Annotated in this window: 15 protein-coding genes and 1 pseudogene; 12 read left to right on the top strand and 4 right to left on the bottom strand. The window is 76.1% G+C overall.

The features are described 5' to 3' along the window. Positions 1-72 precede the first annotated feature (72 nt). On the bottom strand, positions 73-363 hold the full coding sequence (locus DMH08_RS08550) for a hypothetical protein (protein WP_125612846.1): 291 nt from the start codon (positions 361-363) through the stop codon (positions 73-75). Positions 364-1313: 950 nt separating this feature from the next. Here DMH08_RS08550 and DMH08_RS08545 point away from each other — a divergent pair. Further along, positions 1314-2477 carry an alkaline phosphatase PhoX gene (locus DMH08_RS08545; protein WP_125612844.1) on the top strand — a complete coding sequence of 388 codons (1164 nt, stop codon included), beginning with the start codon at positions 1314-1316 and terminating at the stop codon, positions 2475-2477. Positions 2478-2483: 6 nt separating this feature from the next. Here the strand turns inward: DMH08_RS08545 and DMH08_RS08540 are convergent, their stop codons facing one another. Further along, on the bottom strand, positions 2484-3425 hold the full coding sequence (locus DMH08_RS08540; RefSeq protein WP_026401902.1) for an MBL fold metallo-hydrolase: 942 nt from the start codon (positions 3423-3425) through the stop codon (positions 2484-2486). A 63-nt stretch (positions 3426-3488) separates the two neighbouring features. Next, a complete protein-coding gene (locus DMH08_RS08535) occupies positions 3489-4850 on the bottom strand; it encodes a DUF1015 family protein (RefSeq protein ID WP_233617485.1) in 1362 nt (453 codons plus the stop codon). Between the two features lie 81 nt (positions 4851-4931). Here DMH08_RS08535 and DMH08_RS08530 point away from each other — a divergent pair, with 81 nt between their 5' ends. Next, positions 4932-5363, top strand: coding sequence for a tetratricopeptide repeat protein (locus DMH08_RS08530; protein ID WP_026401900.1), 432 nt, complete (start codon positions 4932-4934; stop codon positions 5361-5363). 74 nt (positions 5364-5437) lie between these two features. Beyond that, positions 5438-6442 (top strand): HAD-IIA family hydrolase, encoded by a 1005-nt coding sequence (locus tag DMH08_RS08525; RefSeq protein ID WP_125612840.1) that lies wholly within the window; start codon positions 5438-5440, stop codon positions 6440-6442. Here the strand turns inward: DMH08_RS08525 and DMH08_RS08520 are convergent. After that, entirely contained in the window at positions 6439-6780 is a 342-nt protein-coding gene (locus DMH08_RS08520; protein ID WP_026401898.1) for an SCP2 sterol-binding domain-containing protein, read from the bottom strand. The two genes, DMH08_RS08525 and DMH08_RS08520, sit on opposite strands and share 4 nt — an antisense overlap. Positions 6781-6895: 115 nt before the next feature. On the opposite strand from DMH08_RS08520, the gene DMH08_RS08515 reads away from it, so the two are divergent. The 9 genes and pseudogenes from DMH08_RS08515 to DMH08_RS08475 all read left to right on the top strand — a co-directional run bounded on the left by DMH08_RS08515 (position 6896) and on the right by DMH08_RS08475 (position 17235). Beyond that, positions 6896-7210: a hypothetical protein gene (locus DMH08_RS08515; RefSeq protein WP_026401897.1), complete on the top strand. Its 315-nt coding sequence runs from the start codon at positions 6896-6898 to the stop codon at positions 7208-7210. Further along, positions 7207-8013, top strand: coding sequence for a TlyA family RNA methyltransferase (locus tag DMH08_RS08510; protein ID WP_026401896.1), 807 nt, complete (start codon positions 7207-7209; stop codon positions 8011-8013). Before DMH08_RS08515 ends, DMH08_RS08510 begins: the two co-directional genes overlap by 4 nt. Positions 8014-8134: 121 nt before the next feature. Continuing rightward, a pseudogene (locus tag DMH08_RS08505) lies at positions 8135-9016 on the top strand (NAD kinase); the annotation flags it as partial. A gap of 227 nt (positions 9017-9243) precedes the next feature. Further along, the gene (gene recN, locus DMH08_RS08500) at positions 9244-10941 is read left to right on the top strand and encodes a DNA repair protein RecN (RefSeq protein WP_026401895.1); all 1698 of its coding nucleotides are present in this window, start codon (positions 9244-9246) and stop codon (positions 10939-10941) included. Positions 10942-11141: 200 nt separating this feature from the next. Next, entirely contained in the window at positions 11142-12380 is a 1239-nt protein-coding gene (gene steA, locus DMH08_RS08495) for a putative cytokinetic ring protein SteA (protein WP_084550058.1), read from the top strand. Then, complete coding sequence (locus tag DMH08_RS08490; protein WP_026401893.1) at positions 12377-13333, top strand: copper transporter; 957 nt, start codon at positions 12377-12379, stop codon at positions 13331-13333. Before steA ends, DMH08_RS08490 begins: the two co-directional genes overlap by 4 nt. A gap of 4 nt (positions 13334-13337) precedes the next feature. Further along, positions 13338-14333 (top strand): hypothetical protein, encoded by a 996-nt coding sequence (locus DMH08_RS08485; protein ID WP_051300499.1) that lies wholly within the window; start codon positions 13338-13340, stop codon positions 14331-14333. 51 nt (positions 14334-14384) lie between these two features. After that, positions 14385-16004: a murein biosynthesis integral membrane protein MurJ gene (murJ, locus tag DMH08_RS08480; RefSeq protein WP_125612838.1), complete on the top strand. Its 1620-nt coding sequence runs from the start codon at positions 14385-14387 to the stop codon at positions 16002-16004. After that, positions 15994-17235 carry a glycosyltransferase family 4 protein gene (locus DMH08_RS08475; protein ID WP_199747687.1) on the top strand — a complete coding sequence of 414 codons (1242 nt, stop codon included), beginning with the start codon at positions 15994-15996 and terminating at the stop codon, positions 17233-17235. The genes murJ and DMH08_RS08475 overlap by 11 nt, the downstream gene beginning before the upstream one ends. The last annotated feature ends 30 nt before the right edge of the window (positions 17236-17265 follow it).

The following is a 17265-nucleotide window of genomic DNA, read 5'->3' as shown; positions in this document are numbered from 1 at the left end:
CGCCGCAGACGAGACATGTACGAGCCGCCTTGCACGTGCGGCCACTGCGACTGACGCCCGACCGGTCGGGCGTCAGTCGCAGTGGCCGCACGTGCAAGGCGGCTCGTACATGTCTCGTCTGCGGCGTTCGTCGCCGCGGCGGGCGAGGAGATGCTGCGGCAGGTGCTCCTGGACCTGCCACCACTCCAGCGTGAAGGCGTGCTGGTCCTCCGCGTAGACCAGGAACGGGCCGTTCTCGCCCAGCGGCTCGTACCCGTACCAGCGGTCCTTCCGGGCGAGCACCCCGTCGGCGGCGGGCTCGGCGGGGCCGCCTCCCAGGATGCTGTAGACGCCGTGGACGTCCGCCGCGGTGATGTCGCGCACGGGGGGGCGAGCACGAGCGGCCAGCGCGCCGGGTCGTCGGAGTCGTCGATGTCCTCGGGCACCTCGGGGGACCGCCCGCCGAGCGCGTCCACCCTCCACTCGCCTATCCCGGTGGCGCGGCGGATGTCGGCCGCGGGGACACCGGCGCGGGCCGCGCCCGCGGCCAGAGCCTCCGTCTCGGTGAGACCGCCGCGGCGGCGCTCGGCCGACCTGGCGGCTTCGCCCGCCACGCGCAGCCAGTGGCCGGGGGCGCAGGTGTCCGGCACCGGATCGCCGAGGTGGTCGGCGCAGCGGCTCCCCGGGCCGGCGGGCGCCTCATTGCCGCAGAAGGAGTGCCCGCACAGCTCAAGGACTTGCTGCGTGCCCGACTCGGGGACGAACAGTGTGCACGCTCGGAAAACCCGCTTGGGCCTGCCGCCGGCCGCGGTGAAGAACCGCACGCGCTCGTCCCGCCGGGCGCGTTCGACCTCGAACGTCCTCACCTCCCAGGCGGAGAGGACGTGCCCGGCCATGGCGATCGCCAAGGCGGGGAACGGTCGGAAAGACCCGGGACTCGACGCGTCGAGAGTCGGGATCTCGGTGAACGGACGGCGGGTGTCGGCGCCGTCGAGGCGACGAAGCGCGAGCGCCAGGAGTTCCGCGGCGTCGACGCGCGTGCCGTCGACTTCGGTCATGCGCTCTCCGTTCGGGGGTGCGGCGGCCGGGCCGCGAGCGGACGGGACCGGAGAGTACCCGGCGGGCCTTCGGCGACTGAAACCCTTTTCCTGTGGGCTCCGGTGCCGGGCCGGTCGTCCGGTCGGTCTCGGGGCCGCCGCGCCCGCGTCCACCGAGGCTTCGTGCGCGGCCGGTATTGACGGGCGTGATCTTTCATTCGATAGTCACGGGACCGTTGCCGTTCGGGGGGATTCGTCGGGATATGTTCCCGGCGTTTCTGACTCCTTGGGAGCATCATGTCCCTTGATCGACGCAAGTTCCTGTACGCCGCCGCCGCGGCCGGCGGCGCGGCGGCGCTCCCGGGTGCGCTGTGGCGCCGGGCGTTCGCCGACGGCCCCGCGCAGCCCGGCCCGAGCCCGTACGGGCCGCTCCGGGCGGCGGACGCGAACGGGCTGGAGCTCCCGGAGGGGTTCGGCAGCCGGGTCGTGGCGCGGTCGCTGCAGCGGGTGGAGGGCACGCGGTACACGTGGCACCCGGCGCCGGACGGGGGCGCGTGCTTCCCCGACGGGGACGGCTGGATCTACGTGAGCAACTCGGAGGTCCCCGTCGTGGGCGGCGCGTCCGCCGTGCGGTTCGAGGCGTCCGGGCGGGTGACGTCGGCGTACCGGATCCTGAACGGGACGACGCTGAACTGCGCGGGCGGCGGGACGCCGTGGAACACGTGGCTGTCGTGCGAGGAGCACGACTGGGGCCTGGTGTTCGAGACCGATCCGCGCGGCGAGGACGACGCGGTGGCGCGTCCCGCGATGGGGCGGTTCAAGCACGAGGCCGCGGCGTGCGACCCGGACCGGCGCGTCGTGTACCTCACCGAGGACCAGGGGGACGGCTGCTTCTACCGGTTCGTCCCCGCGTCGTGGGGCGACCTGTCCGCCGGGACGCTGCAGGTGCTCGTCGGCTCCGGGCCCGGGGCCGTCCGGTGGGCGGACGTGCCGCAGCCGGAGTTCTGGTGGACGCCGACGCGGGACCAGGTCGCGGGCGCGATGCGGTTCGACGGCGGCGAGGGCTGCCACTACAGCGGCGGGACCTGCTATTTCACGACGAAGGGCGACGGGCGCGTGTGGGCGTACCGGGCGGCGGCCGAACGCCTCGACATCGTCTACGACGACGACCTCGTGACCGGCGAGGCCCCGCTGACGGGCGTCGACAACGTGACGGCGTCGGCGTCCGGCGACCTGTACGTCGCCGAGGACGGCGGAAACATGGAGATCAACATCATCACGCCGGACGGGATCGTCGCGCCGGTGCTGCGGGTCGCCGGGCACGCGGAGTCGGAGATCACGGGGCCGGCGTTCAGCCCGGACGGGACGCGCCTGTACTTCTCGTCGCAGCGGGGCGAGAGCGGGTTCATCGGCGGAACGGACGGGCGGACGTACGAGGTCACCGGCCCGTTCCGCCGCTGACGGCCGTCACGCGCGCCGGTCGAGGGCGTGCATGATCCCGGCGACGTTGCTCTCGGCGCTGCTGAGCACCTCGTACTTGGCGGCGATGTCCGGGTCGGCGTCCGGGCGGGACACGGCGTAGCGGTCGCGGGTGCGCTCGACGACCATCGCGACGGCGTGGTCGAGGTCGAGGCCCCGGTCCCGGGCGTCCTTGACGTGGTCGACCCAGACGCGCAGCTCCTCGGCGGAGCGCTCCAGCGTGTCCTCGACCTCGGTGACGGGCCCGTAGTGCGCGAACAGCAGCCGCTGCGGGCCCAGCGCCCGGAACTTGCCGAGGGACGCCAGCGTGGTGTCGAGGTCGAAGTCCGGCGGCGGCGTCGCGGGGCGCACGTCGGCCGTCTCGGGGATGTACACGCCCGCGGCGTCGCCGACGTAGAGGTCGCCCGTCTGCGAGTCCATCAGCCCGACGTGGTGCTTGGCGTGGCCGGGGGAGTAGTGCGACTCGAGGCGCCGCCCGCCGCCGAGGTCGATCGTCCCGGTCTCCTCGACGGCGCGGATCCGCGCGGCGTCCGTCGGCTTCAGCTCGCCGAACAGCGTGTCGAGGCTGTCGCCGTACACCATCCGGGCGCTGCGCATGAGGCGCGACGGGTCCGCCAGGTGGCGGGCGCCCTTCTCGTGGACGACGACTTCGGCGCGCGGGTACATCCGCGCGATGTCGCCGACGCCGCCCGCGTGGTCGAGGTGGATGTGCGTGACGACGACGGTCGCCAGGTCGTCCGCGCCCACGCCGAGCTTCCGCAGGGCGGCCTCGACGACCGGGGCGGAGCCGGACGTACCGGGCTCCACCAGGCACGGTCGGTCGCCCAGGATCAGGTATCCGGCGGTGATGCCGCTGTAGCCCGCCATCCGCGTGTCTATCTCGTACACGTCGCCGCCGAGCGGCGTGATCGTGGTCGTGGTGTCGTCCATCCGTCGATCATCGCTCCGCGGCCCCGCCCGTGGCCAGTTCTCTCCGCGATCACCGGCCGGGGGTCAGTCCTCCGTGCCCAGGAGGCGGAGGACGAGGCCGGTGCGGGGCTTCGGGCCGAACGACGTGGACTTGCGGGGGACGCGTTCGCCGCGGTCCGCGACCGCGAGGACGTCCTCCACGCGCAGCGGGTTGAGGACGACCGCGGTGCCGCCCGTCCGGCGGGCGCGGTCGATCGCGGCGGACGGGTCGTCGTGCACGACCTCGATCGCGTTCTCGTTCGCGGGCACGTGCCAGGCGTCCTCGATCAGCAGGTGGTCGAGGACGGCCGTGTCGAGGCCGCGCCACTGCGGGGAGTGGTCGGACGGCATGACGCGGGCGAGCGCGCGCGGGTCGGGGTCGGTGAGCAGGCGCGGGACGTCGCCGCCGCCGAGCAGGAACGCGGGGCGGGGCGCGGCGGCGAGGGCGCGGACGGCGGCGGCCTCGCCGGGCAGGTCGGTGACGCGGAAGACCGCGCGGGCGCGTTCGGCGGCGTCGTCGGGGCGGAGGCCGGGCAGGACGCGGTGGATCGCGCCCAGGTGCGGCGGGTAGCGGGTGGAGTCGACGAGGAGGGCGAGGCCGCGGTCCCACGGGCCCGGGCCGCGGCCGGCGGCGCGGCGGCGGGCCTGGAGGGCGCGGTAGGTGGCGTAGCGGTGGTGGCCGTCGGCGATGAGCGCGCGGCGCCCGCGCAGGTCGGCGGCGACGCGGGCGTGCAGGGACGGGTCGGCGACGCGCCACAGCCGGTGCGTGAGGCCGTCCGCGGCGATCTCCAGGAGGGGGTCGGCGCGCGCGGCGCCGTCGACGACGTCCGCGGCGTCCGCGCCGCCCTCGTAGACCAGGAAGATCGGCTCCAGGTTGGCGCCGGTGGCCTCCATCAGGGCGAGGCGGTCGCGGACCGGGCCGGGGAAGACGTTCTCGTGGGGCAGCACGGTGCGGTCGGCCTCCGCGCGGACGCCGAGGCCGCCGATGAGGCCGCGCTGCAGGACCGTCCCGCCCCGGGCGGCCTCGTAGACGTACAGGGCCGGTTCGGGGTCGACGGCGAGCGCGCCGTCGTCGAGCCAGCGGCGGAGGGTGCGGCGGGCGTCGGCGTAGCTCTCCCCGGTGGCGCGCGGCATGTTCAGCCGGACGATGTTGTGCCCGCCGCTCGCCAGCAGCCGCCGGACGGCCGCGTCGTCGATCAGGTCGTAGGGCGGGGTGGTGACGGCGGCGAGGTCGCCGGCGACCTCCGGGACGAACCGGACGCCGCGGAACGGCGCGAGTTCGAGGCCGCCGGACGGGCCGGAGGCGAACCCCGCCGAGCCGAAGACGCGGGCGCTGAACTCCTCGGGCCCGATGTCGTCGGGGATGCCCGGGATGTCGCCCAAGGGTTCGTCCACGGTGTCGCCCACCGGTTGCATGCTAATCGCCTGGAGGCGGTCTGCATTCCAGTGGGTACGTTCAAAGGGGCGTATGTGCGAGGGGAGGTCCACGTGAGTGTTCAAGGACCGGGCAGGCCGGACGATTCCCCCGGCGAGGATCCCGCCGCCCCGGCGGGCGGCGTCTACGAGTGGTACACGCGAGGGCTGGAGCTGCTGCGGGCGGGCAGCGCGGGCGCGGCGCTGCAGCTGCTGATGCGGGCGGCCGAGGCCGAGCCCGGGTCGCACAGCATCCGGGAGGCGCTGGGACGGGCGCAGTTCGGGGCGCGGCAGTTCGGGGCGGCGGCCGAGAGCTTCCAGAGCATCGTGGAGGAGGAACCCGCCGAGGACTACGCGCGGTTCGGGCTCGGGCTGTCGCTCAGCCGGATGGGCGACTTCGAGGGCGCGGTGCAGCAGCTGGCGCTGGCCGCGGCGATGCGGCCGGGGAACAAGGACTACGAGCGGGAGCTGAAGCACGCCCGGGCCACCCTCCAGGCCAGACGCTGACCGCCCGCGGGCGGCGCGCCGCACCGTACGACCGCACCGTACGATCGTCCGGGTGTGCGATCTGAGGGAGTGCGATGAAGGGCAGTGACCGTCCGCTGTGCGAGGCGTACGACGTCGCCCTGCTGGACCTGGACGGCGTCGTCTACATCGGCCGCCGGCCCGTCCCGGCGGCGGCCGAGGCGGTGGCGAAGGCCCGCGCGGCGGGGCAGCGCGCGGCGTTCGTCACCAACAACGCCTCCCGGACGCCGTCCGCGGTGGCGGCGCTGCTCACCGAGGTCGGCGTGCCGGCCGCGCCGGAGGACGTGGTGACGTCGGCGCAGGCGGCGGCGCGGCTGCTGGCCGAACGGCTCCCGGCGGGCGCGGAGGTGCTCGTCGTCGGCGGCATGGGGCTGCGGCACGCCCTGTACGGCGAGGGCCTGCGCCCGGTGTCGGTCGCCTCGGAGCGGACGGCCGCCGTGGTGCAGGGCTACGACCCCGGGCTCGGGTACGGGCTGCTCGCGCAAGGCGGCATGGCCGTCGCGCGCGGGGCGCTGTTCGTCGGGTCGAACGGCGACCTGACGATCCCGGGCGGGGACGGCCCGCCGCATCCGGGGAACGGGTCGCTGCTGCGGGTGATCGAGGGCGCCACCGGCGTCGCGCCGGTCGTCACGGGCAAGCCGGAACGGCCGCTGCACCGCGAGACGATCCGCCGGACGGGCGCGCGGCGGCCCCTCGTCGTCGGCGACCGGCTCGACACCGACATCGAGGGCGCGCACAACGGCGGCGCCGACAGCATGCTCGTGTTCACCGGGGTGACCGACCCCCTCGGCGTCCTGACCGCGCCGCCGCACCACCGCCCGACCTACCTGGCGCCCGACCTGACGGGCCTGCTCGTCCCGCACCCCGCGGCGGCGGCGTCCGCGGACGGGCACCGCTGCGGCGGCTGGACGGTGCGGCGGGACGGCGGCGCGTTCGCCGTCACCGGCTCCGGCGACCCCTACGACGGCCTCCGCGCGCTGGCGTCCGCCGCCTGGAGCGCCCCAGGGCCCCCGCCCGCGGACGGCCTCGCCGGGGCGCTGCGCGCGATCGGCCTCGGCTAGAGCAGCTTGCGGAGCCGCAGCAGGTCGCCGATGCTCGCCTCGATCTTGAGGCGGCCGGTCGCCCACGCCCTCGCGGGGTTCAGGTCGTCGTCCGCGAGCGCGACCAGGTCGTCGCTGCCGACCGTCAGCCTGACCTGGGCGGCGCCCGGGTCGTCGTCCGGGCGGACCGGGTCCAGGCCGTCCGCGTGCAGGCGGGTCCGGTAGGCCAGCCCGAGGTCGGGGACGCGGCAGCTGATCGTCCGCTCGACGACGTGCTCGGCGAACCGGTCGGCGTCCACCTCCGCGAGCCGCGCGACGATCTTGTCCAGCGCCGCCCGGCAGTCCTGGTCGTTCGCCATGGTCAGGCCGTTCCCCGTTTCCGTCCGCAACGATCCGTCCAGTGGGACGGTAGCGTTCTGACCGAGCCCGAGGCGACTCGAGGCGCGCCGGGGAAGTTGCAGGGAGGTAAAGGTGATGTCGGACGAGGCCGCGGAGGCCGTCGAGGCGGCGGAGCGGCCGCCGGAGCCGGAGTACCCGGCGGCGCCGCCGCCCGAGCCCACCGGCGACCCGCGCGTGGACGCCGTCCTCGCCCGGCTCGGCGACCTGGCCGGACGGCCCGTCTCCGAGCACGTTGAGGTGTTCGAGGACGTCCACCGCAACCTCCAGGAGCTGCTCATCTCCGCCGAGAGCGCCCCGGACGGCGGGGCCGGCGGCCCCGACCCCGCGGGGGCCCCCGTGCCGCCGCGGCCCCGCTCCGCGTTCCCCGACGCGCTGCGCCCCCGCGCATGAGCGCACGCCGGCGGCTGGACGCCGAGCTGGTGCGGCGCGGCCTCGCGCGGTCGCGGGAGCACGCGACGGAGCTCATCGGCGACGGGCGGGTGCGGGTCGGCGGGCAGCGGGCCGCCAAGCCCGCGACGCAGGTGGAGGCCGGCGCCGCGATCGTGGTGGACGAGGCCGACACCGGGCCCGTGTACGTCTCGCGCGGCGGGCACAAGCTCGCGGGCGCGCTGGCGGCGTTCCCCGGCCTCGCGGTCGCGGGCCGCCGCTGCCTGGACGCCGGCGCCTCCACGGGCGGGTTCACCGACGTGCTGCTGCGCGCCGGCGCCGCGCACGTGTTCGCCGTGGACGTCGGGTACGGGCAGATCGCGTGGCCGCTGCGCACCGACGACCGCGTCACCGTGCTCGAGCGGGTGAACATCCGCGACCTGGAGCCGGGGATGCTGGGGGACGGGCCGCCGCCCGACCTCGTGGTCGGCGACCTGTCGTTCATCTCCCTCAAGCTGGTCCTGGACCCGGTGCGGCGCTGCGTCGCGCCCGACGCGGACTACGCCGTCATGGTGAAGCCGCAGTTCGAGGTCGGCAAGGACCGCGTCGGCGCGGGCGGCGTCGTGCGCGACCCGGAGCTGCGCGCCGAGGCGGTGCGCGGCGTCGCGGCGCACGCGGCCACGCTCGGGCTGGGCGTGCGCGGCGTGACCGCGAGCCCGCTGCCCGGCCCGTCCGGCAACGTCGAGTACTTCCTGTGGCTGCGGGCGGGCGCCCCCGCCCTGGACGAGGACGCCCTCGCCAAGGCCGTCGCGGAGGGCCCGCAGTGAGCGCCCCGGCCGGGCGGGACGTCACGGAATCGGTACGTTCGGCCGATCCGGGAACGCCCGGTACGGACACGTTCGTCAACACGTCGGTACATCGCGGCGCGGCGGGGAGTGGGGCGAGAGCATGAGCACGAGGTCGGTGCTGGTCGTGGCGCACACCGGGCGGCCCGAGGCGGTCCGCAGCGCCCAGCTGGTGATCGAGCGGCTGTCGCAGGCCGGCATCGCGGTGCGGGTGCTGGCGGACGAGGCCGACGACATCGGCTGCCGCGACGTGCGGGTGATGCCGCACGCCGCGGCCGCCGAGGGCGCCGAGGTCGTCGTGGTGCTGGGCGGGGACGGCACGCTGCTGCGCGCCGCCGACCTGACCCGCGCGTCCGGGACGCCGCTGCTCGGCGTCAACCTGGGCCACGTGGGCTTCCTCGCGGAGGCGGAGCGCGAGGACCTCGCCGCCACCGTCGACCGGGTGTGCACCCGCCAGTACGAGGTCGAGGAGCGGATGACGATCGACGTCACCGTCCGCCGCAACGGCACCGTGATGGGCACCACGTGGGCGCTCAACGAGGCGAGCATCGAGAAGTCCGAGCGGGAGCGGATGCTGGAGGTCGTCGCCGAGATCGACGGCCGCCCGCTGTCGAACTGGGGCTGCGACGGCGTGGTGTGCGCCACACCCACCGGGTCGACGGCGTACGCGTTCTCGGCGGGCGGGCCCGTCGTGTGGCCGGAGGTCGAGGCGATGCTCGTCGTGCCGATCAGCGCGCACTCGCTGTTCGCCCGCCCGCTGGTGGTGTCGCCCCGCTCGTCGGTCGCGGTGGAGGTGCTGGCCGACACGCCCGGCGCGGTCCTGTGGTGCGACGGGCGCCGCACCCTCGACCTGCCGCCCGGCGCGCGGGTGGAGGTGCGGCGCGGCGCCGAGCCGGTGCGGCTGGCCCGCCTCCACCTGACCCCCTTCACCGACCGGCTGGTCACCAAGTTCGGCCTGCCGGTGACGGGCTGGCGCGGCCGCGTCCGGCAGCCCATGCACCCGACGCCCCCGACCGAGGACCGGCAGGTCATGCGGGTCCCGGGCGGGTGCGGGAACGGCCCGTCCGGCGAGCCCGGCGACGCGCCGCGCGGCGGCGGCGCGGACGGCGCCGGCGGAGCGCCCGGGGAGGCGGCGGGGGAGCAGAAGGGATAATCTCCACAGGCGCCGGATCGGGGAAACGTTTGCGGAGGGTTGTGACGCTGGTGCGTCCGATGGTCGATGAGGTGCGGATTCAGGGCCTCGGGGTGATCGACGAGGCCGTGCTCGATCTGTCGCCGGGTTTCAACGTCGTCACCGGGGAGACCGGGGCCGGCAAGACGATGGTGGTCACCAGCCTGGGACTGCTGTTCGGCGGACGGGCCGACCCGCAGCGGGTCCGGCCGGGCGCCGACCGGGCCACCATCGAGGGCCGGATCGTCGTCGACCCCGGCGGCCGGGTCGTCGAGCGCGTCGAGGAGGCCGGCGGCGAGCTGGACGACGACGCGCTGATCGTCACCCGGTCGGTGTCGGCGGAGGGCCGCTCCCGGGCGTTCCTCGGCGGCCGGTCCGTCCCCGTCAGCCTGCTGATCAACCTCGCCGACGACCTGGTCGCCGTGCACGGGCAGTCCGACCAGCAGCGGCTGCTGCAGACCGCGCGGCAGCGCGCCGCCCTGGACCGGTACGCGGGCGGGTCGCTCACCAAGCCGATGCGCGCCTACACGAAGACCTACCAGCGGCACCGTAAGGTCGCGGCGCTGCTCGAGGAGATCACCACGCGGGCGCGGGAGCGCGCGCAGGAGGCCGAGATGCTCCGGTTCGGCCTGGAGGAGATCGAGAAGGCCGACCCCCGCGAGGGCGAGGACGTCGAGCTGGCCGCCGAGGAGGAGCGCCTCGGGCACGCCGACGCGCTGCGCGGCGCCGCCGACACCGCCCACGAGGCGCTGCTCGGCGACCCGGCGGCCGCGTTCGAGGCCGCGAACGTCACGAGCCTGCTCGGGCAGGCCCGCAACGCGCTGGACGCCGTCCGCGAGCACGACCCGGAACTTGCGGCGCTCGCCGACCGGCTCGCCGAGGCCGGCTACCTGATCTCCGACGTCGGCACCGACCTCGCCGCCTACGCCGAGTCCGTCGACGCGGACCCGGCGCGGCTCGCCGCCGTCCAGGAGCGGCGCGCCGAGCTGACCGCGCTGACCCGCAAGTACGGGGAGAACCTCGCCGAGGTGATGGAGTGGTCGCGGCGGTCGGCGGCGCGGCTCACCGAGCTGGAGGGCGACGACGACCGGATCGAGGAGCTGACGGCCGAGCACGCCGAGCTCACCGAGCGGCTCGCCGCCGAGGCCGCCGAGCTGACCGCCGTCCGGGCCCGCGCCGCCGAGCGGTTCTCCGCCGCCGTCACCGACGAGCTGACCGCCCTGGCGATGCCGCACGCCCGCGTCGAGGTGACCGTCACCGCGACCGGCGACTACGGCCCGCACGGCGTGGACGAGGTCGAGGTGCGGCTCGCGCCGCACCCTGGGTCGCGGCCGCTGCCGCTGCACAAGGGCGCCTCGGGCGGCGAGCTGTCGCGGGTCATGCTGGCGATCGAGGTGGTGTTCGCGGGCGCCGACCCCGTCCCCACGTTCGTGTTCGACGAGGTCGACGCCGGTGTCGGCGGCAAGGCCGCCGTGGAGATCGGCCGCCGGCTGGCCCGGCTGGCCCGCAACGCGCAGGTGATCGTCGTCACGCACCTGCCGCAGGTCGCCGCGTTCGCCGACCAGCACCTGCTGGTGGAGAAGTCCGACGACGGCACCGTCACCAGCAGCGGCGTCACCGCCCTGGACCGCGAGGGCCGGGTGCGGGAGCTGTCCCGGATGCTCGCCGGGCTGGAGGACTCCGAGCTCGGCCGCGCCCACGCCGAGGAGCTCCTGGCGATGGCCGCGGACGAGCGGTGACGGCGCGCGCCCCCGCCGGGCCGGGCGGACGGTGACCGAACGGTGATCGAACCCGGACGTCCCGGGCGGCGTCAAAGTAATCGGGGGCGCGGTGCGCGCCTCGTCGAAGCCCCAAAGACTACAGAGGGTGCGGGAACGGACACGCCTGGACGGTCGTCCTTACCGTTGTTCGCGCCCGTGCTCTGGCAGGATGGCAAGCGATGAACGACCCGTCACCCACCACCGAGCGCCGCGCCGGCCTCGCCCAGCGGCTGCCGCGCCGCGTGCTCGCGCTGGGCCGCGGCCGCGACGACGGCCGGCAGGGGGTCAGCGCCACCGTCCGGCTCGACCGCCGCACCAAGAACCTCACCAAGCGGCTCCAGGCCGGCGACGTCGCCGTCATCGACCACGTCGACCTCGACCGGGTCAGCGCGGAGGCGCTGGTGTCCTGCCAGGTCGGCGCCGTCGTCAACGTCGCGCCGAGCATCTCCGGCCGCTACCCCAACCTCGGCCCGCAGATCCTGGTCGAGGCCGGGATCCCGCTGGTCGACGACGTCGGCCCGGAGATCTTCACCAAGCTGCAGGAGGGCGACCAGGTCCGCGTCGAGGAGTGCACCGTCTTCCGCGGCGACGAGGTCGTCACCAAGGGCATGGCGCAGACCGCCGAGACCGTCGAGGCGGCGCTCGTCGAGGCCAAGGCCGGGCTGTCCACCCAGCTCGAGGCGTTCGTCGCCAACACGATGGAGTACGTCAAGCGCGAGCGCGACCTGCTCATCGACGGCGTCGGCGTCCCCGAGGTGCGGACGAAGCTGAACGGGCGGCACGCGCTGATCGTCGTCCGCGGCTACCACTACCGCGAGGACATCGCCACCCTGCGGCCCTACATCCGCGAGTACCGGCCGGTGCTGATCGGCGTGGACGGCGGCGCCGACGCGCTGCTGGAGGCCGGCTACCGCCCCGACATGATCGTCGGGGACATGGACTCGGTCTCCGACGACGCGCTGACCTGCGGCGCGGAGATCGTCGTGCACGCCTACCGGGACGGCCGCGCGCCCGGCCTCAAGCGGGTGCAGGAGCTCGGGCAGGACGCGATCACCTTCCCGGCCACGGCCACCAGCGAGGACTGCGCGATGCTGCTCGCCGACGAGAAGGGCGCCTCGCTCATCGTCGCGGTCGGCACGCACGCCAACATGGAGGAGTTCCTCGACAAGGGCCGTGCGGGCATGGCGAGCACGTTCCTCACCCGGCTGCGGGTCGGCAGCAAGCTCGTCGACGCCAAGGGCGTCAGCCGGCTCTACCGCAGCCGCATCTCCACCTGGTCGCTGCTGTTCCTCGTCCTCGGCGCGCTCGTCGCCATCGTCACCGCCGTCGCCACGTCGCCGGCGGGAGGCGTCATCGGCCCCCTGCTGGCCGATCGCTGGCACGCCTTCGTCTTCTGGCTCACCGGACTCTTCTCGTGATCGATTTCCGATACCACCTCGTCTCCATCGTCGCGATCTTCCTCGCGCTCGCGCTCGGCATCGTGCTGGGCTCCACCACCCTGTCGAACTCGGTCAGCGAGACCCTGCGCGAACAGGCCAACTCCGCCGCCGACAGCGCCCAGCAGGCCCGGGAGGCGCAGCGCGACCTGCAGCACCGGGTCAACGGCGAAGAGCAGTTCGCCGGGGTGCTCGCCCCGCAAATCGTCGAGAACCGCCTCAAGGGCCAGTCCGTGGTCCTGGTCGAGACGCCCGGCGCGGGCGACGACAGCATCGAGCGGGTCGGCGAGCTGGTGAAGAACGCCGGCGCCGCCGTCACCGGCCGCGTCACCGTCCAGAAGAAGCTGCTGGACGGTGACCAGCGCGCCACCGTCGACGCGCTCGCCGGGCGGCTGAAGGCCGAGGGGGTCGAGTTCCCCGCGGACGCGGGCACCTACGACAAGGCCGGCGCCGTGCTCGCGAGCGCGCTCGTCACCCGCGAGCCGGCCGAGGCCGGCCGCGAGGACGCCGCGACCGGCGCGGTCCTCGGCGCGTTCACCGAAGCCGGGTACGTGACCACGACCGGCGAGCCGGGCCGCCGCGCGACCCTCGCCGTCATGGTCGCCCCGGCCGCCGCCTACGCCTACGAGGGCGGCGACGACGCCAACGAGGCGCTGATCTCGCTGGCGTCCGCCCTCGACGGCGCCGGAAGCGGTACCGTCGTGGGCGGCCCGCCGCCCGCCGCGAGCGACGGCGGGCTGATCGCGGCGCTGCGCGACTCCGACGCCGCCGAGTCGGTCTCCACCGTCGACATCGTGGACACCGCCTCCGGTCAGGTCGTGGCGATCCTGGCGCTGCAGAAGGAGCTGAGCGGCGAGTCCGGGCAGTACGGGACGGGCGCCGGAGTGAGCGGCTACCTGCCCTCGCCCGCGCCCACGGCGGGGAAGAGTGGGTGACCTGATGAGCGGTACGGCGGGCACGGCGGGACGCGCGGGGGCGGGCGCCCGCGCCCTGCGGACGGCGGCCGGCGCGGTGCTCGGCGCCGTCGCCGCCCGCGCCGCCTACACGGCGCTGACCCGCCGCCCGCCGGGCCTCAACGGCGTCCCGGGCCGGGAGGTCTGGGGCCGCACGAACCACCGTGGCGAGCCCGTCACCCTGCTGGAGGGCCCCGCGTTCGCCGCGGGCGCCGTCGCGGGCGGCCTGCTCGCCCCCGGCCTCGGGGCCGGGCCGGGCGGCCGGCTGCGGGCCGCCGCGCTGCTCGCGGGCGCCGGGTCGGGCGTCCTCGGCGGCTACGACGACCTGACCGGCTCGGGCGCGTCCCGCGGCTTCAAGGGGCACCTCGGCGCCCTCGCCCGCGGCGAGGTCACCAGCGGCGCCGTGAAGATCCTCGGGATCGGCGCGACCGGGCTGGCCGCCGCCGCGATCGCCGGGTCGCCGGCGCCCACCCGCACGGGCCGCGCGTTCGACACCGCCGTCAACGGCGCGCTCGTCGCCGGGAGCGCCAACCTGATGAACCTGTTCGACCTGCGCCCGGGCCGTGCCGTGAAGGTCGGGCTGATCACCGGGGCGCCGCTGGCGCTGACGTCCGCCGGGTCCGCGGTGGCCGCCGCGCCGCTCGGCGCCGCCGCCGCGCTCCTCCCCGAGGACCTCGCCGAACGGGCGATGCTCGGCGACACCGGCGCCAACGCCCTCGGCGCGCTGCTCGGCCTGGCCGCCACCCGCCTCGGCCGGGGCCCGCGCCTCGCCGTGCTCGCCGCCGTCGTCGGGCTGAACGCCGCCAGCGAGAAGGTCAGCTTCACCAAGGTCATCCGCGACACGCCGGTGCTGCACCGCATCGACATGCTCGGCCGCCGCCCCGTCCCCGAGCAGGCCCCCGGAGCCGCCGCGCGGGCCGCGGCCGTGCCGCCGCAGGCCGGTCCCGCGGAGGACGGCGCGTCGGCCCCCGACCCCGTGTAGGCGGACGTCCCCCCTGCATCCCACCGTGAACCCTTCCAGAGAACTCCGAGCATGCCCCCGTCCCTGCGCCGCCTGACCGGCGGCATCGCCGGGGCCGCCCTCGTCATCGCGATCATCACGGTGCTGTCCCGGCTCGCCGGATTCGGCCGCACCTACGCCTTCTCGCAGACCGTCACCACGTCCTGCCTCAGCCAGGCGTACTTCACCTCGACGCAGCTCCCGCTCATCGTCTACGAGATCGTCGCGGGCGGCGCCCTGACGAGCATGGTGGTGCCGGTGCTCGCCGCCGCGGCCGACCGCGGCGACCGCGCCGAGGTGCGCCGCATCGGGTCGGCGCTGCTGACCTGGGTCGTCGTGCTGATGGTGCCGCTGTCGGCGCTGATGGCGCTGGCGTCCGGCCCCATCGTGGAGCTGATGGTGGGCGGCGACCTGCAGGGGTGCGGGCGCGGGCCCCTCACCGACGTCGCCTCCACCATGCTCGCGATCATGGCGCCGCAGATGCTGATGTACGGCATCGCGGTCGTGCTGTACGGGCTGCTGCAGTCGCACCGACGGTTCGTCGCGCCCGCGCTGGCGCCGCTGATGTCGAGCCTGGTGGTGATCGGCGCCTACGTCGCGTACGCGCCGCTCGGCCGGGGCTACGAGAACGACCTGGCGGAGCTGCCGCGCTCGGCCGAGCTGACCCTCGCCGTCGGCACCGCGCTCGGCGGCGTCGCCATGGCGGTCACGGCCGGGATCGCCGCCTGGCGGCTGCGGCTCGGGCTGCGGCCCGCCCTGCGCTTCCCCGACGGGGTGGCGCGGCGGGTCCGGCGGCTGGCCCTCGCGGGCATCGCGACCGTCGCGGCGCAGCAGGTCGCGGCGCTGCTCGTCGTGCGGCTCAGCTACCAGGGCACCGGCGGCGCGCTCGCCAACTACCAGTACGCCTGGGCGCTGTACCTGCTGCCGTGGGCGATCCTCGCGGTGCCGATCGCCACCAGCGCGTTCCCGATGCTGTCGGCCCGCGCCGGCGAGGAGGACCGGGAGCGGTTCGACCGGATCACCGCCGCGACGACCCGCGCGGTGATCCTCGTGACGTGCGCCGGCGCCGCCGTCCTGCTCGCCGTCGCGCTCCCGGTGTCGGTGGTGTTCAACCCGGGCGCCCCGGCCCAGCAGGACGTGCTGTCCCGCGCCGTCCTGGCGTTCGCGCCGGGGCTGCTCGGCTACGGGCTCGTCGCCCACCTCGGGCAGCGCGTGCTGTACGCCTGCCACCGGGGCCGGGCCGCCGCTCTGGCGGTCGTCGCGGGGTGGGTGACGGTGATGGCCGCCGACCTGGTCCTGGTCGCGCTCGTGGACCGCGGGTCCGTCGTCGCCGCGCTCGGCGCCGGCAACGCGATCGGGATGACGGTGGCCGGGGCGCTGCTGCTGGCCGTGCTGCTGCGGGCGCGCGGACGGGCGGCGCTGGAGGGCGTCCCGCGGGTGCTGGCGGCGGGCCTGGCGGGCGGCGCCGGGGGAGGCGCCGCCGGGTACGCCGTGTCCGCCCTGGCCGGCGCGGACGGTCAGGCGACGGCCATCGGCACCGGGATCCTGGCGGCCGCCGTCGCCGCCGCCGTGTTCGTGATCATCGTGTTCGCCATCGACGGCCGGGACCTGCGGGCCGTCCTCACCAGGAAGGTCGCGCGAGATGCCGGATGAGCCGGAGCCGAAGGGGCTGGCAGGGGTGGACCGGGTGGACGGGCTGCGGGTCGCGCTCGTCCTCGGGACGGCCGCGGGCGGTGTCGGGCGGCACGTGCGGTCGGTCGCGGCCGGGCTGGCCGAGCGCGGCGCGCGGGTGGTGGTGTGCGGGCCCGCCGACACCGACGCCAGGTTCGGGTTCGCGCGGCCCGGCGTCCGGTTCGCCGCCGTGGACCTGGCCGACCGGCCCCGCCCGCTGCGGGACGCGAAGGCCGTCGCGCGGCTGCGGACGCTGCTGCGCGGCGCGGACGTCGTCCACGCGCACGGTCTGCGGGCGGGCGCGTTCGCGGCGGCGGCGTGCGCGCGGCCCGCGCCCGGGCCGCTGCGGATCGCGCGCGGCGGGCCGCCGCTGGCGGTCACCCTGCACAACGCCGTCATCGCCGGGGGCCGGACCGCCGCGGTCTACGGGGCGCTGGAGCGGGTCGTGGCGCGCGGCGCCGACGTCGTGCTCGGGGTGTCGCCGGACCTGGAGGAGCGGATGCGCGACCTCGGCGCCCGCTCGACGGGCCACGCGCTCGTCCCGTCGCCCGCGCCGCGCGCCCAGCCCGGCCCGGCCGCCCGCGCCGACCGGCGCGCGGAGCTGGGGGTGGGGGAGCGTCCGCTGGTCCTCGCGGTGGGGCGGCTCGCCGACCAGAAGGGCTTCCCGACGCTGCTGGACGCCGCCCGCGGGTGGGCGGCCCGGGAGCCGCGGCCCCTCGTCGCGATCGCGGGCGACGGGCCGCTGGAGGACGGGCTGCGCGCCCGCATCGACCGCGAGGGGCTGCCGGTGGTGCTGCTGGGCCGCCGCCGGGACGTGCCCGAGCTGCTGGCGGCCGCCGATGTCGCGGCCGTCCCGAGCGTGTGGGAGGGGCAGCCGCTGATCGTGCAGGAGATCCTGCGGGCGGGGCGGCCGCTGGTCGCGACCCGCGTCGGCGGGATCCCGGGGCTGGTGGGCGCCGCCGACCGGACGGGCGGCGGGCTGCTGCAGGGCCCCGAGAGCGAGGCGGCGCTGCTCGTCCCGCCGGGGGACGCCGGGGCGCTGGAGCGCGCGGTGAGCCGGGTGCTGGACGACCCGGCGCTCGCGGCGCGGCTGGCGTCGGCCGCCGCCGCGCGGGCGGCACTGCTGCCGGGCGAGGACGACGCCGTCGACCAGCTCGTCCGCCTCTACCGGGAGCTGCGGGAGGGGCGCGCCCGGCGCGGGAGCGGTGAGTGACAGGACCTTAGACGCTCTCCGGCGGGTCCG

Source organism: Actinomadura sp. WAC 06369 (assembly GCF_003947565.1).
Lineage (GTDB): Bacteria > Actinomycetota > Actinomycetes > Streptosporangiales > Streptosporangiaceae > Spirillospora > Spirillospora rifamycini.
This window is presented reverse-complemented; position numbering and strand designations above follow the sequence as displayed.